Below are 25018 nucleotides of genomic sequence, written 5' to 3' on the forward strand. Positions count from 1 at the left end.
GTCCTCAACGCCGTAGTGGGTCAGTGGCAGTTGGAGCCGGGCGTGCAGGAGCCGCACCTGGCGTAGTCGGCCTCCCACAGCTTGAATGTCGGCGATGATGTGCGCGGTCCGCTCGACGGAGCCGTCGAACGAGACGTGGGCCACGGACGAGTCGGGGCCTTCGGAGTGGACCTTGGACACACCGGCTGCTGCGGCCCGGGATCTGGGCATCGAGGTCAGCCGCTCCCAGGTGCGCCGGATCCTGCTGGCCGAGGGCGTGCGCTGGCGATGCACGCTCGTGGACCCGCTCGAGAGATATGGACTTCGAGGGAAAAGGACGCGGATCGCCGAGCTCTACACCAGCCCGCCCGACGGCGCGACGGTCGTCTGCGCCGACGAGCACGGCCCGGAGATCCCCCGCACCTTCCCGCCGGCACCGGGCTGGTCACCGGACGGACACCGCATCAAGAACGAGATCGACTACTCCCGCGGACCGGAGAAAACCTGGGTCTACGGCGCCTTACGCATCCGCAACGGCCAGGAACTCACGATGACCGCCACCTCCCGCAACAGCGTGTCGTACCAGCAGTTCCTTCAGCTGGTAGAAGACGCCAACCCTGCCGGGGACATCTATGTGATCACCGCCAATCTGTCCTCGCACAACAGCGTGTCCACCCGGACCTGGCTCGAGGACCATCCTCGCATCAGGCACGTGTTCATCCCGGTCGGTGCCTGCTGGCTCAACCTCCAAGAGGGCTGGTGGCGCACCTTCCGCAAGACCGCCCTGGCCGGCCGCTCCTTCGGCGACCGCGACCACATCACCCACGCCACCGAAGTGGCCACAGCCCAGCTCAACGCCCGTGCCCGAACCTGGATCTGGGGCAGACCTGCACCACCCACCAGGCGCTTGCGCCGCCGCTATCTGTACACCCTTCGAGGAACGCAGCACTAGTCACCGCCAGGCCGTTGACCAGGATAAATACCGAGGTTCGGCTGGAGTACTAACCTTGGAGAAGAGAGCCTCCGCGTTCGCTGACGGAAGTGATGATCATGGACATCAACGGTTCGGTAGCCCTTGTCACCGGAGCCAACCGTGGCATCGGAATGGCATTCACGGAGGCTCTCCTCGCGCAGGGCGCAGCAAAGGTCTACGCCGGCGTCCGGGACCCGAACGCAGCCCTGGCCTCCGGCCTCACGCCGCTGCGACTGGACGTTACCGACGAGGAGCAGGTCGCCGCAGCCGCACGTGCCGCCGATGATGTCAGCATTGTCATCAACAACGCCGGGGTCACCGGTGGCCCGTCGCTCCTGGAGGGCTCATTGGACGGTGCCAGGCGCGAGATGGAGGTCAACTACTTCGGCACCTGGGCTGTCTCGCGTGCGTTCGCGCCCGTGCTGGCCGCCAATGGCGGGGGAGCACTGGTGAACATGCTCTCCGTGGCGTCGTGGGTGGCCAATCGGCAGTTTCCGAGCTACGCGGCCTCCAAGTCCGCTCAATGGTCACTGACGAACGCCTTCCGGTTGGCGCTGCGGGAGCAGGGCACGCTCGTGGTCGGCGTGTATGCCGGCTATGTCGACACCGACTTGGCCGCGGACGTCGACTCCCCGAAAATCCTCGCGGACGACGTGGCCGAGGCCACCATGACGGGGCTGCTCAGTGATGAACCCGAAGTGCTGGTTGACGAGGTCACCCGCCGGGTACGCGCCGCGCTCTCGGGGGGACTTGACGAGCTGTACGCCAATCGGTAAGTGCCCGGGCCACTGTGGTCTCGGCCGTCGCGCGAGCCAGGGGGTGCGTTCAACCATAGATAAGCCTGTCCGTGTACAGAAGGTTGTTAGGCCGGTAGAGCTCGCGGTCGGCATGGCATGGCCAGGGGCCCTCCATCCATCGGCCGCACCGGGTTCGCGCTGGGCCCGCAAAGGTGGAGCCCCGTTCTTCATCGCACAGCCATTGCCTGAAACCGGCAGCGGGCATGGGTGAGCCGCCTGGCCGCCGAACAGAAGGCCGTGCCAAGGCCGAGCAGGCCGTCGGCAAGGCCGTCCAGGCCGCCGGGCGGGCCACTGCCAGACACTGATCGCCCAGAGCCACACAGTGGAAGCCCCGGACGACGCCTGCGCAGCCAACGAGCCGGTTGGCCCTGAGCGGCACTGAGGAAGTGTGTGGGGGCGGACCCTGGCATCGGGAACGCCCCCATGGCTGTGCCTCTACTGGCTCGCGGGCGCGAGACAGGGCACCGGCAGAGATCGGCCGCACCGCCCAGCCTCTGGGCAGCCCACAGGGGCGGGCGTCTGGGCCCTTCCCGCGCTACTCGCGGACGGCTGCCCGGTCGCGGCGGGGCGCGCCGGAGCGCCCGTAGGACGCGAGCATGACCGGGCCCGCCTCGCTCACCGGCCGACCGGCTCATGACCGTTCTCCGGCGCCACAACTGGCGGCCGTGCCGGTCAGTCGAAGGCGCGTTCGCTGTCCAGGAACCGGGACACGTGGTTCCCGAGCAGCTCGGGGTACTGGAACAGCGCGCCGTGCCCGGAGTCGGGGTAGATGATCAGCTGCGCGTTCGGAATCTGCTGCTGCAGGATGTAGGAGTTGATCGTCGGCACCATGATGTCGTGGCTGCCGTTGACGACCAGGGTGGGCTGCTGGATGGTCTTCAGCTCGCTCCACCGCTCACCAACCTGCTCGCGCCATTTGGCCATGGCCCCGACCTGGGCTTTGGCAACCTGCATCGAGCTCCGCGGGACGACGTCGGCGGTGCGCTGGTGGCGCCGCGCCAAGAAGTCCCTGCCGGCCTGCTGGCTGGTCTCAGACGGCTCGAAGAACAGGAACAGGAAACCATCGTCGGTGATCTCCGGATCGTGCCCGCCCACCTCATAGATCTTTGGGTCCTGGCCCTCGAATTCACCTGCCCGCGGTCCCGTGCCAACCAGCACGAGCCGGCGCACGAGTTGGGGTGGCGCAGCGTCAGGGTCTGGGCGATGTAGGCGCCGATGGAGAAACCGAGAACGTCGGCCCGCGAAATGCCCAGCGCCCGGATGACTGCCGCACTGTCATCACCGAAAGCCTCGAACGTCTCCGGCACCTCGCCACTGGACCCGGCTACTCCCGCGTAGTCGAACAGGATCACTTCGCGGTTCGCGGCCAGCCCGTCGGTGACGGCCGGATCCCAGTGGTCCATCCCGCCCCGGAAGTGCACCATTGATATCTATTCCGATTACAGGGCCTGTTTCCTTGTCTGGTTATGATGCGAAATCAAGATTTCCCTGGCCTCACACCGACCACGGCCGTAAACCGATCGGTTTTCATTCAATACCAAAGGAAATCCGATCGATTTCACATGGGCGCGAGAGGTGAATCACAGTGACATGGCTCGCGACAGCGCGAAGCGCGCAGCCTTTCGGTGGTGAGCCCGGCCTGTTCAACGATGACCGCCTCGCCTGGGCGCTGGATTGCGATCGCCTCGCACGAGCGGGGATGGAAGGGCACCGCCGCTTCGGCTGTCACAGCAGCCGGGCAGAAGCTGGTTGGCAGTCCGGTCCCAGAGACGCCGGTGACGGCGGGGAGCGGCCCTGCAGCGATCGGATGCATAGGTGCTGCCAGACGATGCGGGCCCTACCAGCGGCACAAAAGGTGTACGAGAGGAACCAGTTCTATCGTCCCAAAAGCCCGGGCAGGCATAGGAGTTCGTGGCAGGTGGTGGCGACGGGCCCGGCTGGTCACTGGCGGGGGCGTGGCGTTCGAGGGCGGCGGTGGCTGCCACCGACATTCGCAAGGACGCCAACTCCATCCGGACCGGTATCGTTCAGACCAGGGTCACGAGCTACGGCGCCCGCGGTGCGGGCAAGGTCCGTCGTTGTCGGGGTGTTGGTTCTCCGACCGATGTCTGCCGCCTGAAGTCCTCTACAGATCCCCGGGCGGTTCTTTCCGATGTGTGAAGCTGGTGGACAGTCTGTCCCCCTGGACTCGGGAGGTGGCGCGGTTGCCCGCCCAGTACGTCACCAGCCTGTTTGAGGCGTTCGACCGGTACGCGGACCGGCCTGCCATCGTCTTCCAGGGGACAGAGCTGTCCTTCGGCATGGTCAGGGACACGGCCTACCGGCTCGCCCGGGCCACGCACGACCTCGGCGTCCGGCGCGGGACGGGCATCGCGTGCGTGAGCGGCAACCGGCCGGAGGCGCTGCTGGTTCGCCTGGCCGCCCACGTCCTGGGGGCTCGGATCACCACGGTGGTGATTGCCCCCGACACCCACGCCCTGGCCCACATCCTGCGCGACTGCAATCCGGCACTGGTGGTGCACGACGGCCCGGTCCCCGCCGTCAAAACGCCCACCCTCCCTTTGACGGAACTGCTGGAGCGGGCCGACTCCCAGAGCGCGGACCCCATGCCTGTGCACGCGGAAGACGACGACATCGCCCGGGTCATGTACACCAGCGGCACCACCGGCCTGCCCAAGGGTGTGGCGTCCCGGTTTAGCGCCCTGGGTGCGCGGACCGCGTGGGCCCGCAAGGACAGCGGCCTTGCCGAGCTGGTGTTCGTCTCGGCGACCTCGCTGGCGCAACGCGCCGGCGGACGCTGCCTGGAGCACCTCCTGTCGGGGCGGCGAGTGGAGATCATGCCGGAGTTCTCGCCCGAGGAGTTCGCCGCCGCGTGCCGCCGTGCCGAGGTCGCCGCGACCTACCTCACTCCAACCCAGATCTACCGGCTGCTCGAGCACCCCGACACCAGGGAGGGCATCCGTGAGCTGGTGTCGATCAGCTACGGCAACTCCCGGATCCACCCGGAACGGCTCGCCGAAGCTCTCGGCCGTTTTCCCACCGCCGCGTTCCGCCAGGGCTACGGCACGAACGAGACCGGCGTGATCGCCCGGCTGACGCCCGACGACCATGCCGCCGCCCTGGACGGGAAACCGAGCCTGCTCGCCTCGGCTGGTCGTCCCCTGCCCGGCGTCGACGTCACGATCCGCGACCACGAACGCAAGCCGCTGCCGGCCAGCCGGGCCGGGGAGGTGTGGGTCCAGTCCCCGGCGATGATGGCCGGCTACTGGAACCGCCCCGACCTCGACGCCGAGGTCTTCGACGACGGCTGGCTGCGCACCGGTGACATCGGCCGCCTGGACGCCGACGGCTACCTGCACATCGTCGACCGTCTCAAGGACATGATCATCGTGGAGGGCCGCAACATCTACAGCGGCCCCATCGAGGCCGCCCTCACCCGTCACCCGGCCGTAGCCGAGGCTGCCGTCGTCGGCCGTGACAGCCCGACGACCGGCGAAGAGATCGTCGCGTTCCTCGTCCCCTCACCGGGCCACTCACCCCGTCAGGAGACGGCGGCCGAGGCGTGCCAGATGGTGGTGGATGCCCTTGCCCCGGCCCACAGACCGGCGATAGTGCGATGGCTGGCCGCGATGCCGCTGACGCCCACCGGCAAGACAGACAAGAACGCGCTGCGCCGCAACCTGGGGACGAAGGCTGGGCTGACATGATCCGCACGCATGGGCGGGTGAACAGGACCGACCTCCACCACGCCGACCACGACGGACAGCACCGAGAACTCCTCCCAGCGCTCGGCGGCGCGGCTCCCGGGCCGATTCCCGACCGGCAAACGCAAGGACCAGATCTCTACCTTGGCCAGCATCTGCCGGGCACTCGCCGAGCTCGAAAAGGGCCAGGCGTTCCACCGAAGTCGTCGCGGCGGCTCACGCCGACTGCAGCAGCGTCAGTCGATGCTGTACTCGCCGGTGAACGCGGCCTCCTTCACACCGCCGAACGGGGCGCCGATGGTGCACTTGCCCGCACCACCGAACAGACTCGTCGAGAACGTACCGCTGAAGCCGTGCCCCTAGAACAAGCCCTCGGTCACGTAGCCGGACACGGTCGCGTCGTTGAGGACGGTGCGGTCGATGGTCAGGTTGACGACGCTGCGCAGCCTGTAGCCGTCCGTGGTGCTCCACTCGATCGTTCCTGCGCACGCGCGGGGTCCAGGAGTTTGTGGCTGAGCCATCGCCAAGACGGGTCCTCAACACTCGCCAGCTCAACCCTCCGCATCGCCGCCGGGCGGACGCCGGTGAGCAAAAGGTAGTAGCCGACCTGCTCCTCGGCGTCGGCGACAGGAACGTCCGTCACGTACAGCAGGCGCCCGCGCCCGCGGCCGACCGTGCTGATGATCCTCGCGCCGAGCAACCGCTCCGGGTAGTAAGCCGCTCCGGCCCGGCGCTGAATCAGCCGCACGTCGCATTCCCTGCTCTCCACGCAGATCCGGTCCGAGTATCCGTAGTCCGTGCCGCCGCGTCCCCTCTTCGCGCCGACAGTCGCACGAGCATCTGTGGCCGGGCGTCGTGAGCCCGCGGCCGGAACTGTGTCAACACCGTCGATGGACGGTGGTACCCACCCGGGAATCGCACTGAGAGGCCGACAGCATGCCCAAGACGCGCCCTGTTCCGATCCAGCAGATCCTTCAGCTCATCGACTTCCATGAGCAGCGCCCGCTCACCACGGCCAACCTCGTGGCGAGCGAGAACCTCCTGTCGCCCGCCGCCCGGGCCGCGCTCACCAGCGACCTGGGCCACCGCTACTGCATTCCGCCTCCCGGCCGGCGCCACCCGGCCGTCTGGGACTATCCCAACCAGACGCCACCGCGCCACCTGGAGCACGCCGCCGAAGACCTGGCGTGCCAGGCTCTCAGTGCCCACGCCGCGGACGTGAGAACACTGTCGGGTAACAACGCACGCCGTACGGGACGACGTCGGAAGGGATTTGCGGATCGGGCAGCAGCCGGCACTGGGCGAGAAGGTCGTCGATGATGCTCATGGCCGGGGTGATCACTCCAGGGTGTCGGCGAGGAGGCGGAGGCTTTTCAGGAGCCCTCGGGCGTGGCGGTCCAGGCTGTGGGTCATGGCGGGCGTCAGCCCGACGATGCCGGGCACGGCGTCGGGGTGGACCTCGCACAGGTGGCGCAGGACGATGACGTCCATCTGGTCCTGGGGCAGCCGGGCAACCGCGTCGAAGAAGCGGGCCATCGTGTCGATATGGGCTATGCGCTCGGTCAGGTCGGTGATGCCGGCCTGGGCGGTGGTGTAGAACGCCGCGTGCCTCAGATCGGGGTGCCCGTCCCTCTGGTCCGCCCGTGCCATGACCGCGAGCGGAGCATCTGCCAGGCGTGACGCGGGGTGTAGGGGCTTGCGGTCGCGGCGTCCCAGGTGAGCCACAGGAGATCGAAGGTCTCCCCGACCGCGCGGCGGGTGCGGTCCTCGGTCTGGAGGAAGGCCCGGGCGTAGGCGCTGTAGGGAGGGCGCATGGCCTGGGTAAAGCCGCGGTGGGCGACGGGCGGCCGCTCAGGGCCCAGCGGCTGCACGGCGCGGATGCCGTTCTCGATCCAGATCGTGATCTTCTCCGCCTCACGGGCGGCCACGGTCCACAGCCGGCGCAGCGGCCACGGTGGTAAGTCCAGGGCTTTCACCACGCTGTAGGTGATCTCCCAGCCGGGGTAGTAGCCCTTGCCACGCAGGAGTTCCGACAGGCGTGTCTTGAAGTAGCCGGAGCGGGAGACGAGTTCGTCGAGGGTCAGGCCTCTGGCAAGGAGCCGGCTGCGGATCGGTTCCAGCCACGTGCGGTGCGTGATGCCGATCTCTTCGCGGATCGGGGCCGGGATGTACGCGGCGGTGAGGCCCGCCCCGCCGCTGCCGATGACGGCGGTGCGTCGCAGGCCCTCGGTGGCACCTGCCCGCCCCGGCGTGCGCCGCTTGGTCTGCTGCAGCGCGCAGACACACGGGCTGAGTTCCGCAGCCGCCGGTAGGCCGTGTACTGCTTGCGCTGGACCCGAGTGACGCCGTCCCCCAGACCGAGCAGCACCACCTCGACCGTCTTGGCCAGCTCCACCCGAGCGCCGCCCTTCCTGCCGGCAGGCGGCCCTGGCCCTGTTGTCAGGGACCGACCCCCAGTCTGAGAGGGCGAGCACAGGCCTGGTTGCGGCGTCTTGTCGGCAGGAGGAGCGTCGTAAGGAGAAACACCAAGGCGAGGGATCGGCCGCCGGAGACGCCCGAGAGCCGCCGACGCCTGAGATCGGAAGGACTGCCGGAATCAGAGGTGGCAGCGAATGAGTACTACGCAAAGCAGTCCGATGTTCGACATCGAAACGCTGCGCCGCGGGATTGAGGATCGTGACGCCTCGGCCCTGCGGGGCCTGTACGCGGAGGATGCGCGGGTGACCATGGTGGATCATCGCGACCAGCCGAGTCACCCGCATGAGATCGCCGGCACGGCCGCAATCGGCGAGTTCCTCGAGGACGTGTGCAGCCGGGACATGGAGCATCGCCTGGGGCAGGTCGTGGTCTCCGCCGATGGTAGCCACGCGGCGTACCTGGAGCAGTGCCGGTACCCGGACGGTACGAAGGTTCTGTCGACCTCGATGCTGGACCTGCGGCACGGGCGGATCACCACGCAGACGAGCTTGCAGGCATGGGACGAGGAGACCCAGGGTGCGGAGACGCAGGAGGCGACTGCGCCGGCGCGGCCCGAGCACCTGGATTTCTCGGCCCCGGACGAGGTCCGCACCTTCCCCAACGGTCGTGCGGAGATCATCAACGTGGGCGGCGGTGCGGTCGGCCGCTTGGTGCTGGAGCCGGGCTGGCGCTGGTCGAAGGACGTCAAACCCCTGGCCGGCACGGAGTGGTGCGAGGCTCCGCACTTCCAGTACCACCTGTCCGGGACGATCCGCATCCGCATGGCCGACGGGACCGAGTTCGACGCGAAGCCGGGTGACCTCACCGTGCTGCCCTCCGGCCACGACGCCTGGGTGGTCAGCGACGAGCCGGTCGTGGTCGTGGACTGGCAGGGCGCGGTCCACTACGGGGAGAAAATCTGAGACTGTGCGCCCGCTGTCGGCACCCTCTCTCCGGAAACAGGGTGCTCAACCACGGGAGTAGCCGACATAACCGGGGATTTCGCGCGGTGCTGCTCCCATGACCCGTTCGGTCGTGGGAGCACCGCCCAGTGTTCGCACGAGCCCAATCCACGCAGGTCACAGCTCCCCTGCAGAAGAGCTGCACCCATCCTCCAGGACGGCATGGACGACCTGCCCGAAGGGCTTCAGGACCGCACCGGCGGCGAACTCAACTGGCGGATCACCGCCGCCTGCTGGAGGAATAGTCCATAGCTGTGGATCGGTTGGTGTCGTCGGTCAGTCGAGCCGCTTCTTTGAACGCCCGGCCCTCCGCCAGATCACCGTCATCCCAAGCGCCAGAATGCCCAGGGCTGCGACCACGATGACGACCTTGATCGCGCGGTCCAGCAGCAGGTGGTGAAGGAGTTCCGACGACTCCGCTCCGAGGCTGTTCATCGTCGGCCATCCTGTCGCCGCGACCAGGACGCCCCGTTCTTCCCGCCCTCAAGCCGTCGGGCAGCAGCACGCAGGCCGGCCTTCACTACGGGGTCTGCATACTGTCGTACCTCGTCGAGTCTGCCCTTGCGCTTGAGAGTCACAGCGATGGCGAAGACCAGCAGCGCCAGCACCACCAGACCGCCCACGACCACGCCGAACCTGATGAGCATGAGATTGAGATACGTCTCCACGAAGAAGCCTCCACCCGTTGTATCACGGCTGTGATACAACCGTTGTATCACAGCCGTGATAGAAAGGCTGCATGCCCAAGCACGTAGACCCGGACGCTCGCCGTCGCCTCGTCGTCGACGCGCTGTTCCGAGTCGTCGTCCGTGAAGGTCTGCATCGCACCTCGCTGCGAGCCGTCGCCGACGAAGCCCAGCTCAACATCGGCTCCCTGCGCCACTACTTCGCCAGCCAGCAGGACCTGATGCGCTTCGCGATGCAGTCGATGCTCGACCGGGCCAGCAGTCGTCTGCTCGAACACGTCGAGCGAATCGGAGACCTGGAAGGCCACCCCCGCCCCGAACAACTCCAGCTCGCAGCCGGGTTCCTGGCCGAGCTACTGCCGCTCGACGAGCAACGCCGCGCCGAGGTCACCGTCTTCCTGGACTTCAACACCGCTGCCCGCACCAACCCGGCCTTCGGCGACCTGTCACGCCAAGCCGCCGAAGGCACGAGATGGCTGATGCGCCGCGTGCTCACCCGGCTGGACGCAGCGGGCACCCTGCGCCCTGGCCTCGACCTCGACCTTGAGTCCGAGCGGCTCACGGCGCTCCTGGACGGGCTCAGCCTCAGCGCCGTCCTGCACCCCGAGATCCTGAACCCGCGGGCATGCATGGATGTGCTGCTCGCGCATCTGGGCGATCTGTCACTGATCGTTGGAACTCCGGGCTCGGCGCACTGACCGCAGCACCCGGTGAGTCAGGCTGCGTGAGCCTTGCGGCGCTCGACGAGGTGTCCGCGTTCGAACCGGGCTCCGGCGCGGACGAGGGCGACGAGGTGGGGTGCGTTCACCGCTCGCCACCGCTGCTGAGCGGACTCAACGAGTTTGGAGACCATGGCGAAGGGCGGCGACCGCGCTGCCGACGCCCTCGGTGACCTTCGTGCGCAGACGGACGGTGGCGAACGTGGACTCGATGGGATTCGTACCAGGTATGAAATCTGTGGGCGCCGCTGTCTGCGTCCTGGTGACCGGACTTCGGCCCGGTTGTACGGTGCGACCGTCAGGACAAGGGGCGCCCGGGGAATCAGCATGGGCAGGCCGATCTTGAACGACGGGCTGTGAGCCCGCCTTAGTAGATGGCCGCCCCTGCGACTTGTCTGGCTGCGTCGTGAGCGCGATTCCGTAGGTGTCGTTTCGCCCAGCTGATCCCCGTACCGGGTTCATGTCGAGACATGGAGACGGATGATGGGACGGTTCATCGGGTTGGATATTCACCGCGACTTCGCTCAGGTCGCGATGGTCGAGGACGGACGCGTCACGGACTGGGGCCGGGTGGGGTGCCGGACGGAGGCGCTGCGGGAGTTCGCCGCACAGCTGCGTCCGGACGACCAGGTGGCGCTGGAGGCGACCGGGAATGCGAGCGCAGTGGCCGTGCTTTTTCGTTCGCCATAGCGGGAGATGGGCGACTTCACCGTGCGGGTGCTGACGCGGGGACGGCGTTGAGGCGCCAACGCGGACAGGACCCTGCGGACGATCGCCCCGATGTCCTGCTCGGTGACCTCCTGCGCGCAAACCAGGAAAGCGTGATTCGGCTGCCTCCACCATGGCCCGGCGGAGCAGCTGGTACGGTCCAGCAGCGGCTGCGGAATCTTCCCTCGGGGGTTGGCGTGCGCTTCCTGCTCGCGATGTGTCTGTTCCCCGAGGTCGGATACCGCCGGGTCTGGGACAAGATGACCTGGGCGTTCCCCGGCCTCCGGCATGCACCCAGCACGAAGGGCCTTCGCGATCTGAGCCGGCGCGTGGGCTGTGCTCCGGCGACATCTTTGTTCGCAGAAAGGGCGTGAGAAACTACCGGCCTTGGAGAAACCTCACAACGCTTCTGCCCCCTCGTCACGACCGCAGAGTGAACCATGCCCCGATTTGCGTGAGCCAGCGGCTAACCTGCGAGCGAGGCGGCTGCGAGGGCCAGCAGCGAGCGTACGGCCGGGTCGGCGCCGGGCCGGTGCAGGGCCGCGATGGTGGTGGTGAGTTCGGGAGCCTCGTCAGTGAGCGGGAGGAAGCGCACGCCCGGGAAGGAGAGCGCGGCGGTGTGCTCGGGGGCGAGGGTGACGCACAGGCCGGAGGCGGCGTAGCTGAGCAGGCCCGGCAGGTCGTCGGCGTGCGCACGGACGGTGGGGACGAAGCCCGCGCGGTCGCAGGCCAGTAGCACGCGCTGGGCCAGTTGCAGGAGTGGCCCGTCGCCGGCGAGGGCGAAGGACTCCTCGCGCAGGTCGGCGAGGGAGAGGCGGTTGGCCGCGGCGAGATGGTGAGCTGCGGGCAGGGCGGCGGCGAGGCGTTCCTCGGTGAGCCGGTGGACGGTCAAGTCGTCGTCGAACGTGGGCTGGCGTACCAGCGCGAGGTCCACGGTGCCGCTGCGGACGAGCTCGATCAGCGCGGCGGTGGATCCCTGCCGCAGGTGCAGGCGCAGGCCCGGCAGTTGCTCGGCGGCGTCGGCGAGCAGGCGCGGCAGGTGCCAGTGGCCAAGGCCGTTGACGAAGCCGACGCGCAGCTCGCCCTCCTCGCCGGAGGCGATCCGGCGGGCGCGGGCGAGGGCGGACTCCTGCGCCTCCAGTATCCGTCGGGCGTCGGCCGCGAAGGCCTCACCGGCGGGGGTGAGGCTGACGCCCTGACTGCTCCGGTCGAGCAGACGGGTGCCGATGATCCTCTCCAGGCGCTGGACCGCCTGACTGAGCGGGGGCTGACTCATCATCAAACGGCTTGCCGCGCGGCCGAAGTGCTTCTCCTCGGCCAGTACGGTGAACTGTTCCAGCAGGCGGGGCGTGAGATCCATGAGGTGAGCGTAGATCGGGTGGTGGGTAGGCAGGCGGCGGAAGTACGGACCCCGGCCCGGTCGGCCGGGGTCCGGGTGACGTGCGGGTCAGACGGCGAGCAGCGCCCAGACGTCGTCCGCGGCGAGCGCCTCGCGGCCCAGCCGGGTGGCCCAGTACGACTCGTCGCCCTCCTCGTCGCGCCAGGACCACAACCGGGTGGTGGCGAACCGTAGTTCGCCGAGTTCGGTGAAGCCGATGGCGCCGTGCAGCTGGTGGGCGATGCGGGCGATCTCGGCGACCGAGGCGGAGGCCTGCGCCTTGGCGGCAGCCACGCCGACCAGCGACAGCTCGCGGGCGGCGGCGTCCACCGCGGCGCGGATCAGTGCGGACTCCTCGATCAGGCGAGCCTCCTCCTGCTTGACGGCCTGGAAGCGGCTGAGCGGGCGGCCGAACTGGGTGCGGGTGGTGGTGTGCCGGACGGTCAGCTCGACGCAGCGCTCGGCGGCGCCCGCGATCAGCGCGGCGCGGGCGAGAGCGGCGCGGAGTCCGGCCTCGGCGAGCTCGCCCGGGGCGAGGGGGCGGACGTCGGCGGCGGACACCGCGTAGTCGTGCAGGTGGAGGGTGTCGCGGGGCTCGCCGGCGAGGTTGGTGCCGGGGACGACGGTGGTACGGGCCGGGTCGACCGGGAACAGTACGGGCCCGCCCGGACCCTCGGTCAGTACGATGACGGTGGACGTGGCGCCGTACGGCACCCGGGGCAGCGTGCCCGAGACGCGCAGGGCGGCGTCCTCGCCCGAGGTGCCGGCCGGGCCGACCCGGGTGACGGCAGGGTGGGCGTACGCGAGGGTGAGGCCGTCGGCTAGCGCGACAGTCAGCGAGGCCTCAGGGAGCGTGAGTTCGAGGTGCCCGAGCACGGCCTCGCCGAACGGGCCGGGCTCAGCGAGGCGGCCCGCCTCACGCAGGGCGGTGACGCGGGTGGCAAGGGTGGTGGTCATGACTGCTGCTCCAGACCGCGGGTGATGATGCCGCGAAGAATCTCGTTGGTGCCGCCGCGCAGGGTGTAGCCGGGGCTGTGCAGCAGCGCGTAGGCGAGGTGGTGGGGGTACGACCCGGGTGTGGCCCCGGTATCGGCAGTGACAGGCAGGATGCGCCGTACCTCGTGGACGAGTTCGCCCTCCAGGCGCGTGCCCAGGTCCTTGACCAGCGCGGCCTGCACGTCGGCCGGGCGGCCCGCGTCCAGCGCGTCGGCGACGCCCAGCGAGAGCTGCCGTACCGCGAAGACCCGGGCGAGCAGGGCGCCGAGCCGGGCCTGCTGGTCGGGGGTAGCTGCGCCCCGGCGCAGTTCACGGGTCAGCGAGATCAGCAGCGGGAAGGTGGAGAGGTAACGCTCGGGCCCGCTGCGTTCGAAGGCCAGCTCGCCGGTGACCTGTTTCCAGCCGTCGCCCTCCTGGCCGAGCAGCATGCCGTCGGGGACCTCGACGCCGTCGAGGTGGAACCAGTTGAAGGTGTGCTCGCCGGTGAGCAGGTGGATCGGCTCGGTGCGTACGCCGGGGGCGCGCAGGTCCACGATGAACTGGCCGAGCCCCTGGTGCCGGTCCTCGTGCTCACTGGTACGGGCCAGCACGATCGCGTAGTCGTTGACGTGCGCGCCGCCGGTCCATTTCTTCGTACCCGTCAGCCGCCAGCCGCCCGGCACGCGCTCGGCGCGGGTCTGCACATTGGCCAGGTCGGAGCCGGCCTCCTGCTCGCTCATGCCGATGGAGAAGAAGCAGCGCCCGGCGGCGATGGCGGGCAGGAACCGCTGCTTCTGCTCCTCGGTGCCGTGGGTCAGGATCGAGGGTCCGGCCTGGCGGTCGGCGACCCAGTGCGCGGAGACGGGAGCCCCAGCGGCGAGCAACTCCTCGATCACGACGACGCGGGCGGCGAATCCGCGCCCGCCGCCCCCGTACTCGGGCGGCAGCGCCATGCCGACCCAGCCGCGTCCGGCGAGCCGGCGGCTGAACTCCGGGTCCCAGCCGGTCAGCCAGGAGTCGGGGCGGCCGAGCACGGTGCCGCGGGCGCGCTCCTCGGCGAGGAAGTCCCGCACCTCCCGGCGCAGTTGCAGGGTGTCGGTGGTCGTGGTCATGGAACTACTCCTTGTTCAGCAGGGCGGGGTCGAAACCGGCCTCGCGGAGCACTTCGTCGGTGTGCTCGCCGAGGGCGGGGCAGGGGCGCACGGTCGGTGCAGGGTCGGCGGAGTAGCGCACCGGACGGGCGATCGAGCGGTACCTGCCTTCGGTAGGGTGCTCGGCCTCGGCCAGCAGGCCGCCCTCGCGGGCGTAGGCGGTGGCGACAGCCGACTCCAGGCTGTGCACGGGCGAGGCCGGGACGCCGGCACTGTCGCAGAACTCCTGCCATTCGGCGGAGGTGCGAGTCACCGTCATCTCGTCCAGCACCGGGTACATCTCGTCGGCGTTGCGGGCCCGCAGCGCGCGGTCGGCGAACCGCGGATCGGCGGCGAACTCGGGGCGGCCGGCGAAGGTGCAGAAGTCCCGCCAGTTGCGGTCGCTGTGCGGCAGGATGCACATCCAGCCGTCCGCTGTACGCTGCGCCCGCCGGGTGCGGCTGAGCGAGCGCGGCGCGCCGAACTCGCCTTCCATGACCGCCCCGGCCAGGTGCTCGACCAGATTGAACGCGAGCATGGTGTCGGCCATCGGCACCTCGATGTGCTGACCGCTGCCGCCGCGCTCGCGGTGCAGCAGGGCGGCGAGTACGGACTGGCTGATCTGCAGTCCGCAGATCTTGTCGGCGATCAGGCTGGGCACGAACCGCGGTTCGCCGCCCGCCCGCTGGTTGAGCCACACCAGCCCGGAGACCGCCTGGATGATGTCGTCGTACGCGGCGTGGGTGCCGAGCGCGGAGTCCGCGCGGAAGCCCTGCGCGTTGACGTACACCAAGTGGGGGTTAACGGCCCGCAGCTCCTCGTACCCGAGCCGGAGCCGGGCCAGGGCCTGCGGGCGGACGTTGGTGAGGAACACGTCCGCCGTACGGATCAGGGCGACCAGCGCGTCGCGGCCGTTCGGCGCCTTGAGGTCGATGACCGCACTGCGCTTGTTGCGGTTGAGATTGAGGCCGGCGCCGCCCATTCCGGGGTGGCGGGCCGGTGGGTAGTGGCGGGTCATGTCTCCGCCGGGGGGCTCGACCTTGATGATGTCCGCGCCCAGGTCGCCGAGCTGCTGGCCGGCGTACGGAACCATGATCACGCTGCCCAGTTCGACGACGCGGACCCCGGAGAGCATTCCATTCATAGCATTCCTTTCACGGTAGTCATTTCGGCCGTTGCGACGCCTTCGAGGAAAATCCCGCACCTCAGGTCGCGTCCAATACCGACTGACCGGGAAGCCGATAGGGAACCGGATATGACAGCAGGTCAGACCGGCTATATAGGGCATCACATATCGCCGCCCGCTGCCATTGGTATTGGACGCCCGCAAATTCCCGCTGCTGTCATGGAAATACCAACCCGGCCACTACGGAAGGACGAGGGCCATGACCGAGAGCGCGACCGAGACCACGACCTCCTACGACGCACTGCAGGGCCTCTACCACCAGCTCGGCATCACCGGTGAGGAGGCCGGCGGGAAGGTGACCATCACCGGCGCCGACCCGCTGACCCCCTCCGTGCACCGCATCGGCGAAGCCTGCGCCGCCGCTCTCGCGGCGCTCGGCACCGAGGCATCGGCGCTGTGGCGGGAGAGGGGCGGGGACGCCCAGGACGTGACGGTCTCCGCCGAGTCCGCGATCCACCAGCTGATGGCGGTCTTCCTCACGCGGGTGAGCGGCGTGCCCGTGAGCGAGCTGGGCGAGGACCCCAACCTGTTGGGAAACAGCGACTTCTACCGCGCCGGCGACGGCCGCTACATCTATGTGCTGCTCTCCTACCCGGAGTTGCGCGACATCGCCTGCGAGGTGCTGGACTGCCCGCCCGACCGGCAGCGCATGGCGGACGCGATCGCCCACTGGGACGCTTTCGAGCTTGAGGAGGCGATCTGCTCGCGCGGCGGCACCGCGGTCGCCGTACGCACGCAGCAGGAGTGGCGAGCCCACCCGCAGGGGCAACTGCTGGACGGCCAGCCGCTGATCCACCTGGACAAGGCGGGTGAGAGCGCGCCCGAGCCCTTCCCGGCCGCCGGGGAGCTGCCGCCGGCCCTGCCGCTGACCGGGCTGCGAGTGCTGGACAACTCGCACGTCATCGCGGGCCCGATGGCCTCGCGGATCTCCGCCGAGCTGGGCGCCGACGTACTGCACGTCTCCTCGCCCACGCACCCCGACCCCAACGGGATGATCATCGAGACCGGCATCGGCAAGCGCGCCGCCTTCTGTGACCTGCTCGACCCCGTGCAGGCCGCGGCCTTCCGGCGGGTGCTCGCCGAGGCGGACGTGTATGTCAGCAACTACCTCAACCTGGACACCAAGGGCTTCGGACCCCAGGCCCTGTTCGAGCAGCGGCCCGGTCTGGTGTTGCTGGACTACCACGGCTGGGGCATGACCGGCCCCTGGTCGCGGCGCGGCGGCTTCGACCAACTCGCCTGTGCGGCCAGCGGGTTCTCCGCCGAGGAGGGCTCCTTCGACGGTCCGCGGCTGCCGCCGACCTACCTCCTCAACGACTACCTCGCGGCGATCCTCGGCGCGGCCGGGGTGATCGAGGCGCTGCGCCGCCGGGCGAGCGAGGGCGGCAGCTGGCGGGTGCACGTCGACCTGGCCAAGGTCTGCATGTGGGTGCAGGACCTCGGACTGTTCCCACGGGCCGACGTCGCCGCGTTGCCCGCCCCCGACCTGATGCGCGCCACCGGTGAACTGGCCACCGTTCACGGGCCGTTCGGCGAAGTCAGCTACCTGCCCACGCGCATCGCGTACTCGACCCTGCGCCCGCACCTCGACCGTTCCGCCGAGCCGCTCGGCGCCTCCCCCCTGGCCTGGTGACCCCGATGGACCTCGCTGTCGCCTGTGGTAGAGCGGCATGCCCGGTATCCGTGGCGCAAGCGGCTGGATGACCGGCGGGTGCCCAGCGGGATCCTTTTCGTCCTGTACACGGGGCCCCTGGAAGTTCCTTCCGCAGGAGCTGGGACACGGCTCAGGGAGTACGTGCTGGCGCAGGCTGCGGGACTGGCATGAGGCCGGGGTATGGCAGGCCTTGCACGAGTTACTGCTCGCCGAGTTACGGCCGGCCGGCAAACCGGACTTCTCCCGGGCCGCAGTGGACGGCTCGCACCTGCGGGCGATGAAGGGCGGCGCGAAAGACCGGGCCGTCTCCGGTGGACCGCGGCAGGACCGGCAGCGAGCACCACGTGATCACCGAGGCGCACGGCATCCCGCTCGCCGCCACCCTGACCGGCGGCAACCGCCATGCCGTCACCCAGCTCATGCCCCTGGTCAACGCCGTACCACCGGTCAAGGGCAACCGCGGGCGCCCCCGCCGACGCCCCGGCGCGCTGTACGCCGACCGCGGCTATGACTACGACATCCACCGCCGCGACCTGCGCGGACTGGGCATCCGCCCGGTCATCGCCCGCCGGGGTACCGATCACGGCTCAGGACTCGGCGTCCACCGCTGGGTCGTCGAAGCCTGGCGCCGCCTGAAGACCGCCCTTGACCAGAGCCCGTCCGGCGGGACTTGCGGCCGGTGGCCCTGGGTCCGTGGCGCTGCCGTAGTCTCCGTGGTCATGTTCGAGTGGTGGCATGTGCTGGCGGACGACGAACGGCAGCAATGGACTCTGGATCCGTTCGTGGGTGTGGGGCCGCCGGCGTTCGGTATGGGTCCCGACGAGACGTCGCAGGCACTGAAGCTTTCTCATCCTGATCGCCGGGCGGTCTCGATGGTGTGAACGGCGGCGACGGTCCGGTTGATCCGGTTCGGGCTGCAGCGGGCCTTGCGGAAGATCCACCATCGCTTTGAACGCGCGAAGACTCGCTCGCCGGGTGCCCGCAGCTGGGCGTGGTCCCCGTTGAACTGGGCGTACTTCTCGGGTAGGTCGCGGCCATAGTAGGGGGTGCGGACCTTTGCGCCGGCCCCGCGGTTCGCGCGGTCGGCGAGCACCAGGATCTGCCTGGTCAGGCACGCTTGGATCACTCCGTTAGCGCGAGCGGCCGTGAGGTCGTGGATCCGCCCGGGCAGAGCAGGTGCACCAGCACGAGGGCGGCCTGCTGGAAGCAGCTCAGTCGCCGCCAGCGCGAGCGCAGTTCACGCCTTCGGGCGTAGATGAGTCAGGAGACGTACTCGACTACCTCATGCGGGATGTCGAGCATGGCTCGATGCGGGACCAACCGGGCTCCTGCATCCGGGCGTTGATGAGTGAGATCACCAGCCGAACGACCAGGAGCCCTGCCACGTCACGTACCCCCACCAGGCCTGCGCCATCAGCCCCGAGTCTCAGGACGAGAAGGGTTTCACTGAGGCGGCACGCCGGGGGGCCAGGTGGATCTGCCGCTGGTCAGCGCGGCCTCCACGGTGGGCGGGGGGTAGCGAGATTCATCGCGCCCGGGTCTTGCCGGATTCGACTAATACTACGTACGACGCAGTATCGTATAACGTAGTAGCCGCTAGGGATGAAGGAGGTGCCTGATGCCGCGTCAACGGGACCGCGTCGGATGGGCCGAACCCGCGTTGCTGATCCTGGCCAGCCTGGCCGACGGCCCCAAGCACGGCTACGCGATCACCAAGGATGTCGAGGAGCAGACGTCCATCAGGTTGGGGCCGGGCACGCTGTATGCCGCCATCGCGCGGCTGGAGGAAGGCGGCCTGGTCGCGCCGCTGGACGAGGACGAGCGCCGGCGGCCCTACCGCATCACCGCGGAAGGCCAGACCGTGCTCGACGACAGGCTCCGGGCGATGGCCCGCTTCGCACGCACCGGACTGACCCGGCTGGGGGTGGCAAACGCGTGATCAACATGGCGGCCCGGGTGGCCTTGCGGGCATACCCTCCCTCGTTCCGGGAGCGCTACGGTCGCGAACTAGAAGCACTGGTCGAGGACACCGGCGCCGGCCCTCGCGCCGTCGCGGACCTCCTTGTCGGCGCGCTGCGGGCATGGCTTCACCCGGCGATGCCCGAAGAGTCCGCCGAACGGCGCCGCCGCCGCATGCAGGCAAGCGTCGCCACCACCTGGGTCACCTGGTGTGCCGCACTGTATGCCCTGCCGATGCTGCACTTCGTCCTGTCCGAGGAACCCGGGCTGGCTCCGGACCTGGTGTGGCGACTGCTCGACGTTGCGCAGTACGCCATGTACGGCGCTGGGCTCATCCTGTTGGTCGGCGGTCTCGCCCTGCTTGCGGAAACCTCCAGAACCGGCAACCGGACCGCGTGGCGCCCTCTGGTGGTTCTTCTCCCGACGCTGCCCACATGGCTGATCGCGCCGCTGCTCCTGGCGTTCGCCTCCATCGACCCGATCGACCGGATCTCCTATCTGATCGGGGCCTTGGCGGTACTTGGGCCGGCAGCGTTCCTCATCACCATGGCGGTGACACCGGCCGTCGTCGTCACCCGGTGCCGGCCATCTGTCAAGGTCCTGCGGCTGCTTGCCCTGTCCGGGGTTGCCGTGGCACTCGCCGTGACGACGACAGCCATCGCCTGCGCCGCAGCATTGACCATGAATACCGTTTACGCAGCCCATCTGGTTACGATGCCCATACTCGCCGTCACCATTGCCGCTTCCACAGCAGCCCTGGTCAGCTCCGGTCGCGGAGCCAAGGCCGCACTCCATAAGGAGCATCCGGTGGATCTCGGCGGTGACGTGTGAGTGACGCTGCGATGCTCCCGCTCCAGGTCGCCATTGTCAGGGACCTGACGCTTTCCGGGTAAGTATCTGACCAACGCGAGACCAACAGGGCTCCTGCGTCCGGGTGTTGATGAGTGAGATCATCAACCGAACGACCAGGAGCCCTGCCGCGTCACGAACCCCAACCGGGCGGCGGAAGACGCCACCTCGCCTGGCACGGTACCGGTCCAGACGACCAGAAGGCCCTCATCACGGCCCTCGTACCCGCCGAGCAGTTCCACCGCAGCACAACGGAATACCTCAAGCGCGCCCGCCACCAGTTCCCAGGAAAGCCCCGTAGGCCGCGAGTGGCGAGTTCTGCTCATCGAGGGCGCTGCGAGGAAGCGGCGGACCGTGCGCCGCCCGCTGCAGGTATGCCGCAAGCAGTTGACGCCGCATTGCCGGCATTTCAGCCGGCCAGGTGAGCGTCCTCGATGTTCTGGCAGAACGGGCGGTCTCGCTCAGCTATCTGTGTCCGCGGACCGGCTGAGCGCAGGACGACGTCCAGGACCCGGTCAGGATCCGCGGCATAGCAATTGCTGAACCATGCCATGTTCGCCTCGACCACCGCCCACCGGTCGGCGGCGCCGTGCTCAGGTGTGGCCAGGAGTCCGATGTCCAGCACCACCGCGCTGGGCAGGCCACCGCCGCTCGTGGCCAGGAGATCGTCCGCGAACTCCAGGACAGCGTCCTCATACCGGTGCCCGTCCAACCGCTCGGTCTCGAGACGGCCGAAGGTGGCGTACTGCGAACCCGTGCGGACCTCGCCGTCCAGGAGGTACAGGCGAAACTCCGCTGCCCAGGTCACCACGTCGCTGATCTGTACCGGCACGTCCAGTGACAGCTCAGGCCCCGTCGGGAGGCAACTCCCGCTGGCGTAGACGGCGGCCGGGAAGCTTTTGTCACTGGGTGGCTTGACGAACGCCGGCCGGGACAGACTGCGCGCCTCGCCCAGCGTCGCCATGGCGATCCGCCGTCCCGTGTACTCGTAGGGCAGTGTGGCCAGCCAGTCGTCAGACGGCTCCAAGAGCGCGACGTCAAGGGCATCCACGACGCGTGCCGCAAAAGCGGGGCCGCCATAGTAGTGACCACCACGCCTCTCCGTGGCTGTGCCCGCACCACCGTGGGCAGGAAGTACTTCTACATCCATCCCCCGCCGATACGCCGACGTCGAGAGCAGTTCGGAAGTCGTGGTGTACTGCGGCGTCAACGCCAGGAAACCGTGCTCAGTCACGATCGCTGACGATGCCACCGGTTCGGCCGCACCGTCCACAGCATTCGGGCCCACGCCTCGGGGTCAACCAGCCGACCAGCACACTCAGTCGCGCACGGTCGTACCCGAAGCGGTCATCACCGGCAGGCAGTGTCAGTCCCGTGTGGACGATCACGCTAGTGGTTCTGGCCGCGATGCCGTGAATCCCCAGGTCATGGCCCGAGTGCGGGAACGTTTCTCGTGGGGATTGCCCAGATATGAGGGTTGTGGGGGTCGAGGATGTGCTGTTTCCCGGGATCGATGTGCGTGTCACGGCGGTCTGTGTCGCCGCAGAGGGGGTGGTCGTCGAGGCGTCGGCCTGCGGCTGGACGCCATCTTGTCCGGACTGTGGTTGTCCAGGGCGTCGCATCCACTCTCGCTAGACACGCCGGCTGGCTGAACGCCCGGTGGTGAGCCTGCGATTGGTGATCTCGTTGCAGGTGCGCCGGTTCTGGCACGGGTGCAGCCGACCGGCGATCGCGAGCAGCGCGGCGCCGGCCGCTGCTCCTGCGCTGAAGCTGCGACGATCCAGCCGAAGCGGGAAGAGCCTCGGCCGCGCTCGGCGTTGAGGAGCACCATGCCAACGTCGAGGATGCCGATGAGCCCGAGTTCGCAGATGGCGTCGGCGGCGACGAGCGAGCCGATGAGTTGGTGGCGCCGGATGTAGCGCAACCCGTCGAGCAGGTGCCGCCGCGCGATGCCGGGCCCCGGCCGCTCCGCGTCCCCCGACCCGAGGGACCGCATCCGTACCGTCAGCAGGAGCGGCCGGGACAGCGCGCAGAGCGCTCCGGCGGCGGGGAAGGCGGACTCGGCGCTGCGGCAGCGTGCGCTCACTCGCAGTAGACGTCCGCCCCGGGCTGCCGGCCGGTGGCCAGGAACCGCGACACCGTCTCGTCTCCGCAGGCGTTGCCGTTGGCCAGGTAGGCCTCGTGACCGGTGGAGTTGACGGTGACCATGACGGCGCGGCGGCCCAGGGCGGTACGGAGCTTGAGGGCGCCGCTCAGTGGGGTCGCCACATCGCGCTCGTTCTGGACAAGCATGATCCGGCCGACCGGTCCGCGGTCGGTGATCCGCACCGGCGCATGTTCCGGCCGCCACGGCCAGGCGGCGCAGACCATTGCGTTGCGAGGCATGCCCGCGGTCAGGGGGGACTTGGCGCGGCTCTCGTCAACGGCCTTCTGGTAAAGAGTGGTTGACCGGTCCCAGGCGACGTCGTTGCAGATGGTGGCGGCGGCCACGCCGGTGAGGTTCTGCAGCACGGTGTCCGGGGGCGACTGTGGTGCGGGCGGGACCGTGCCCTCGCGCGCAGCCAGGATCAGCTGAGCCAGACCGGGGTAGTCGTCGGGGTCGTAGAAGCTGTTCAGCATGGTCTGGCGCAGGACGTTGCCGTTCAGCTCGGCCGGGTTGGCGCCGGGCCAGGGGATCGGGGCGCGGTCCAGGCGGGCGGCGAGGCGGAGGAAGAGCGGGCGCACCTCGGCAGCCGTGCCGGCCAGCCGGTACGGATTGCGTGGCGCGGACGCCCACTTGGCGAACACGGGGAAGTTGTCCTCGGCGCCCACCTCGAACGCGGCGAGCCAGGCGCGCTCCGCCCTGACCGGGTCGGGGTTGCCGTTGCTGTCGAGGACGACGCGGTTGGTGCGCTGCGGGAACAGTTGGGCGTAGACCGCGCCGACGTATGTCCCGTACGAGACGCCCCACGCCGACAGACGGCGCTCGCCCAGTGCGGCCCGGATACGGTCGACGTCACGGGCGTTGTCTACCGTGCTGATGTGTCGTATCAACGCGCCGCCGTTGCGGGCGCACGCGTCCGCCATGCGCCGGGCGGTGGCCATGTTCCCGGTGACCGATCCGTCGGCGTCGGGCCAGGGCCGCAGCGCCGTCAGGGCGAGGTCGCCGTGGTCGACCCCGCAGTCAACCGCGGTGGAGGGCGCGTTGCCGCGCGGCGCGAACCCGATCAGGTCGTACTGGTCCCGCACGGCCTGAGGAAGCTTCTGCCCCTTGCTGGACGGTTCGTCGAGGCTGTCGCCGCCCGGCCCGCCGGGGATGAGCAGCAGGGCGCCTCGGCGCGCCGACGGCTTCTCGCTGCGGATACGCGAGAGCGCCAGGTCGATCTTCGGACCGTTCGGGTCGGCGTAGTCCATCGGCACTGCGAGGGTCGCGCACTCCTGTCGGGGGTCAAGGCCAGTGCCCTCACACCTGGCCCAGTGCAGCGGGCCGTCGACACTGGCTGAGGCCCTGACCGGAGCGGTCAGGACAAGGAGGACGGCGGTGGCGGCGAGGAGTGAGGCGTTGCGGATGCTCTTCGTCATGGCCAGAGCCTCGCTGATCTCCATCGGCCCTCCCATCCGGTCAGCATCCGTGCTTCCAGGGGGCCTGGCCCCACCCCCTCAGCTCGGGTTCGTCATACGTCCCGGCGGTCCACGGAGAGGATCTGTGAGCATCTCCAGGACTCGACGCGCACTGCGCAAAGGACGGCGGTCGCTTAGTAGTCCAGCAGCACACCAAACTGATCAGCCCAGGCCAGAACACCTGCCTTTGATCAAAAACACCGCTCCTGGACACGAGCAGCTGTCCGCGATCGGGATGCGCTGGACGTAGGCCGGTAGGAACGAGCGGCGGGGGTGGACCTGCAGGGGATCCGGGTGGCGCGGTGGGTTCGGTCACCCGGATCCGCCCGCGGTGTGGGGCAGGTGGTGGGGCGGTTACTTCGGGGGGACGAGCATGTGTTCGGTGCCGAAGGTGGCTCCGGTGTGTGTACATGGTGGTCTCGCCGTCGGATCAGCGGACGAGCAGGTCGTCCGGCCAGCCGTTGGAGTCGTAGCTGCCCGCCGTCATCACCGAGTCGCGGGACCAGATGCTGCCGGCCGGAGCCATCTGGATCTCCATGCCGGTGCCGCCGGGGCCGGTATCCTGGAACTGGGAGACATGTCCGTCGGACCAGCGCACCAGGGTGTCCCAGTTGTTGCCGCCGGTGAAGTCACCCGCAGTCACCAAAGTGGCGTCCTTCCAGGCACTCTTCGGCTTCTCCAGCTGGTGTTCGGTGCCGAAACCCTTGTCGCTGACGGCGGTGCAGTCGGTGACTTCGCCGTCGCTCCAGCGCACCAGCAGGTCGCTGACGTACGTCGCGGTGCCGAAGCTGCCCCCGGTGATCTGATCGGCATGGCTCCAGATGGAACCGGTGTCGGCCAGTTTGATCCCGCCGTCCAGACCCTTGGTGCCGACGTCGGGGAAGAGCCTGACCTCGCCGGAGTCGAACACCACCAGCAGGTCCGAACCGTTGCCGCCGACGAAGTCCCCGCCGGTGATGGACTTGGCGTTCTGGAAGATGCCGTGGCGTGCAGCCAGTTGGCGCTCGCCGGTGAAGCCGCCGTTGCCATCACCGGTGTACAGGGTGACCTCGCCGTCGGTCCAGACCACGATCAGGTCGCCCTTGCCGTCGCCGGTGTACTCCCCCGAGGCCAGCAGCTTGGCATGGGACCAGGTCTCACCGCCGCCCATGGAGTACGGCAGCGGCGGCTGCTCGTAGGTGCTGCCGTGCTGGGGGACCTGGTTGCAGGGCTTCGGCGTAGTCGGGTGACGTCCGGTTCGTGGCGGTGTGTCGGGTGGGGGCAGATCGGGAACGGAAGCAGGCACGGTCTCCAAGATCATGG

The 25018-nt window shown here is 69.0% G+C and carries 24 protein-coding genes and 5 pseudogenes; 12 read left to right on the plus strand and 17 right to left on the minus strand.

Annotation, left to right across the window (positions count from 1 at the left end):
* The first annotated feature begins 172 nt into the window (after nt 1-172).
* Both AC4OXY_RS04230 and AC4OXY_RS04235 read left to right on the plus strand, forming a co-directional pair.
* Nucleotides 173-931 (plus strand): IS630 family transposase, encoded by a 759-nt coding sequence (locus AC4OXY_RS04230; RefSeq protein WP_491993195.1) that lies wholly within the window; start codon nt 173-175, stop codon nt 929-931.
* 98 nt (nt 932-1029) lie between these two features.
* Entirely contained in the window at nt 1030-1728 is a 699-nt protein-coding gene (locus AC4OXY_RS04235; RefSeq protein ID WP_491993196.1) for an SDR family oxidoreductase, read from the plus strand.
* A 693-nt stretch (nt 1729-2421) separates the two neighbouring features.
* Here AC4OXY_RS04235 and AC4OXY_RS04240 read toward each other — a convergent pair.
* On the minus strand, nt 2422-2919 hold the full coding sequence (locus AC4OXY_RS04240; RefSeq protein WP_491993197.1) for an alpha/beta fold hydrolase: 498 nt from the start codon (nt 2917-2919) through the stop codon (nt 2422-2424).
* Nucleotides 2895-3173 (minus strand): annotated as a pseudogene (locus tag AC4OXY_RS04245) (alpha/beta fold hydrolase); the annotation flags it as partial. The pseudogene AC4OXY_RS04245 and the gene AC4OXY_RS04240, both read right to left, overlap by 25 nt.
* A gap of 780 nt (nt 3174-3953) precedes the next feature.
* Between AC4OXY_RS04245 and AC4OXY_RS04250 the strand changes: the two are divergent.
* Entirely contained in the window at nt 3954-5456 is a 1503-nt protein-coding gene (locus AC4OXY_RS04250) for a class I adenylate-forming enzyme family protein (RefSeq protein WP_491993198.1), read from the plus strand.
* A gap of 356 nt (nt 5457-5812) precedes the next feature.
* Here the strand turns inward: AC4OXY_RS04250 and AC4OXY_RS04255 are convergent, their stop codons facing one another.
* Nucleotides 5813-5974 (minus strand): hypothetical protein, encoded by a 162-nt coding sequence (locus AC4OXY_RS04255; protein WP_356038632.1) that lies wholly within the window; start codon nt 5972-5974, stop codon nt 5813-5815.
* 415 nt (nt 5975-6389) lie between these two features.
* Here AC4OXY_RS04255 and AC4OXY_RS04260 point away from each other — a divergent pair, with 415 nt between their 5' ends.
* Entirely contained in the window at nt 6390-6773 is a 384-nt protein-coding gene (locus AC4OXY_RS04260; RefSeq protein ID WP_356038634.1) for a PLP-dependent aminotransferase family protein, read from the plus strand.
* Nucleotides 6774-6791: 18 nt separating this feature from the next.
* Here AC4OXY_RS04260 and AC4OXY_RS04265 read toward each other — a convergent pair whose 3' ends face one another.
* Entirely contained in the window at nt 6792-7103 is a 312-nt protein-coding gene (locus AC4OXY_RS04265; protein WP_491993199.1) for a hypothetical protein, read from the minus strand.
* Nucleotides 7064-7927, minus strand: coding sequence for a hypothetical protein (locus AC4OXY_RS04270; protein ID WP_491993200.1), 864 nt, complete (start codon nt 7925-7927; stop codon nt 7064-7066). The genes AC4OXY_RS04265 and AC4OXY_RS04270 overlap by 40 nt, the downstream gene beginning before the upstream one ends.
* Nucleotides 7928-8065: 138 nt before the next feature.
* On the opposite strand from AC4OXY_RS04270, the gene AC4OXY_RS04275 reads away from it, so the two are divergent.
* The gene (locus AC4OXY_RS04275) at nt 8066-8833 is read left to right on the plus strand and encodes a nuclear transport factor 2 family protein (protein WP_491993201.1); all 768 of its coding nucleotides are present in this window, start codon (nt 8066-8068) and stop codon (nt 8831-8833) included.
* Nucleotides 8834-9148: 315 nt separating this feature from the next.
* Here AC4OXY_RS04275 and AC4OXY_RS04280 read toward each other — a convergent pair whose 3' ends face one another.
* On the minus strand, nt 9149-9307 hold the full coding sequence (locus AC4OXY_RS04280) for a hypothetical protein (RefSeq protein WP_491993202.1): 159 nt from the start codon (nt 9305-9307) through the stop codon (nt 9149-9151).
* Nucleotides 9304-9540 carry a hypothetical protein gene (locus AC4OXY_RS04285; RefSeq protein ID WP_491993203.1) on the minus strand — a complete coding sequence of 79 codons (237 nt, stop codon included), beginning with the start codon at nt 9538-9540 and terminating at the stop codon, nt 9304-9306. Before AC4OXY_RS04285 ends, AC4OXY_RS04280 begins: the two co-directional genes overlap by 4 nt.
* A gap of 71 nt (nt 9541-9611) precedes the next feature.
* Between AC4OXY_RS04285 and AC4OXY_RS04290 the strand changes: the two genes are divergently transcribed.
* Nucleotides 9612-10256 carry a TetR/AcrR family transcriptional regulator gene (locus AC4OXY_RS04290; protein WP_069776396.1) on the plus strand — a complete coding sequence of 215 codons (645 nt, stop codon included), beginning with the start codon at nt 9612-9614 and terminating at the stop codon, nt 10254-10256.
* A 17-nt stretch (nt 10257-10273) separates the two neighbouring features.
* On the opposite strand, the pseudogene AC4OXY_RS04295 reads toward AC4OXY_RS04290, so the two are convergent.
* A pseudogene (locus tag AC4OXY_RS04295) lies at nt 10274-10499 on the minus strand (IS256 family transposase); the annotation flags it as partial.
* A gap of 258 nt (nt 10500-10757) precedes the next feature.
* Here AC4OXY_RS04295 and AC4OXY_RS04300 point away from each other — a divergent pair.
* Both AC4OXY_RS04300 and AC4OXY_RS04305 read left to right on the plus strand, forming a co-directional pair.
* On the plus strand, nt 10758-10967 hold the full coding sequence (locus AC4OXY_RS04300; RefSeq protein WP_402067947.1) for a hypothetical protein: 210 nt from the start codon (nt 10758-10760) through the stop codon (nt 10965-10967).
* A gap of 131 nt (nt 10968-11098) precedes the next feature.
* The gene (locus AC4OXY_RS04305; RefSeq protein WP_491994779.1) at nt 11099-11359 is read left to right on the plus strand and encodes a transposase domain-containing protein; all 261 of its coding nucleotides are present in this window, start codon (nt 11099-11101) and stop codon (nt 11357-11359) included.
* 92 nt (nt 11360-11451) lie between these two features.
* Here AC4OXY_RS04305 and AC4OXY_RS04310 read toward each other — a convergent pair whose 3' ends face one another.
* The 4 genes from AC4OXY_RS04310 to AC4OXY_RS04325 all read right to left on the minus strand — a co-directional run bounded on the left by AC4OXY_RS04310 (nt 11452) and on the right by AC4OXY_RS04325 (nt 15612).
* A complete protein-coding gene (locus tag AC4OXY_RS04310) occupies nt 11452-12345 on the minus strand; it encodes a LysR family transcriptional regulator (protein WP_491993204.1) in 894 nt (297 codons plus the stop codon).
* A gap of 87 nt (nt 12346-12432) precedes the next feature.
* Entirely contained in the window at nt 12433-13320 is an 888-nt protein-coding gene (locus tag AC4OXY_RS04315) for an acyl-CoA dehydrogenase family protein (RefSeq protein ID WP_376294239.1), read from the minus strand.
* Nucleotides 13317-14450 carry an acyl-CoA dehydrogenase family protein gene (locus AC4OXY_RS04320; RefSeq protein ID WP_362817535.1) on the minus strand — a complete coding sequence of 378 codons (1134 nt, stop codon included), beginning with the start codon at nt 14448-14450 and terminating at the stop codon, nt 13317-13319. Before AC4OXY_RS04320 ends, AC4OXY_RS04315 begins: the two co-directional genes overlap by 4 nt.
* 4 nt (nt 14451-14454) lie before the next feature.
* Nucleotides 14455-15612, minus strand: a complete 1158-nt coding sequence (locus tag AC4OXY_RS04325) for a CaiB/BaiF CoA transferase family protein (RefSeq protein WP_356039622.1) — start codon at nt 15610-15612, stop codon at nt 14455-14457.
* A 241-nt stretch (nt 15613-15853) separates the two neighbouring features.
* On the opposite strand from AC4OXY_RS04325, the gene AC4OXY_RS04330 reads away from it, so the two are divergent.
* A complete protein-coding gene (locus tag AC4OXY_RS04330) occupies nt 15854-17287 on the plus strand; it encodes a CoA transferase (RefSeq protein WP_491993205.1) in 1434 nt (477 codons plus the stop codon).
* A 15-nt stretch (nt 17288-17302) separates the two neighbouring features.
* Nucleotides 17303-17949 (plus strand): annotated as a pseudogene (locus tag AC4OXY_RS04335) (IS5 family transposase); the annotation flags it as partial.
* Between the two features lie 206 nt (nt 17950-18155).
* Here AC4OXY_RS04335 and AC4OXY_RS04340 read toward each other — a convergent pair.
* Nucleotides 18156-18512 (minus strand): annotated as a pseudogene (locus AC4OXY_RS04340) (transposase family protein); the annotation flags it as partial.
* A gap of 414 nt (nt 18513-18926) precedes the next feature.
* On the opposite strand from AC4OXY_RS04340, the gene AC4OXY_RS04345 reads away from it, so the two are divergent.
* A complete protein-coding gene (locus AC4OXY_RS04345) occupies nt 18927-19247 on the plus strand; it encodes a PadR family transcriptional regulator (RefSeq protein WP_491993206.1) in 321 nt (106 codons plus the stop codon).
* Nucleotides 19244-20098: a hypothetical protein gene (locus AC4OXY_RS04350; RefSeq protein WP_491993207.1), complete on the plus strand. Its 855-nt coding sequence runs from the start codon at nt 19244-19246 to the stop codon at nt 20096-20098. The genes AC4OXY_RS04345 and AC4OXY_RS04350 overlap by 4 nt, the downstream gene beginning before the upstream one ends.
* Before the next feature lie 427 nt (nt 20099-20525).
* On the opposite strand, the gene AC4OXY_RS04355 is transcribed toward AC4OXY_RS04350, so the two are convergent.
* The 4 genes and pseudogenes from AC4OXY_RS04355 to AC4OXY_RS04370 all read right to left on the minus strand — a co-directional run bounded on the left by AC4OXY_RS04355 (nt 20526) and on the right by AC4OXY_RS04370 (nt 25001).
* Nucleotides 20526-21353: an ATP-grasp domain-containing protein gene (locus tag AC4OXY_RS04355; RefSeq protein ID WP_491994780.1), complete on the minus strand. Its 828-nt coding sequence runs from the start codon at nt 21351-21353 to the stop codon at nt 20526-20528.
* Nucleotides 21354-21831: 478 nt separating this feature from the next.
* Nucleotides 21832-22172: pseudogene (locus AC4OXY_RS04360) on the minus strand (MFS transporter); the annotation flags it as partial.
* A 26-nt stretch (nt 22173-22198) separates the two neighbouring features.
* The gene (locus AC4OXY_RS04365; RefSeq protein WP_491993208.1) at nt 22199-23677 is read right to left on the minus strand and encodes an alpha/beta hydrolase; all 1479 of its coding nucleotides are present in this window, start codon (nt 23675-23677) and stop codon (nt 22199-22201) included.
* Nucleotides 23678-24146: 469 nt separating this feature from the next.
* A complete protein-coding gene (locus AC4OXY_RS04370; protein WP_491993209.1) occupies nt 24147-25001 on the minus strand; it encodes a hypothetical protein in 855 nt (284 codons plus the stop codon).
* Nucleotides 25002-25018 lie beyond the last annotated feature (17 nt).

The sequence above is a fragment of the Streptomyces sp. HUAS MG56 genome, assembly GCF_058673395.1.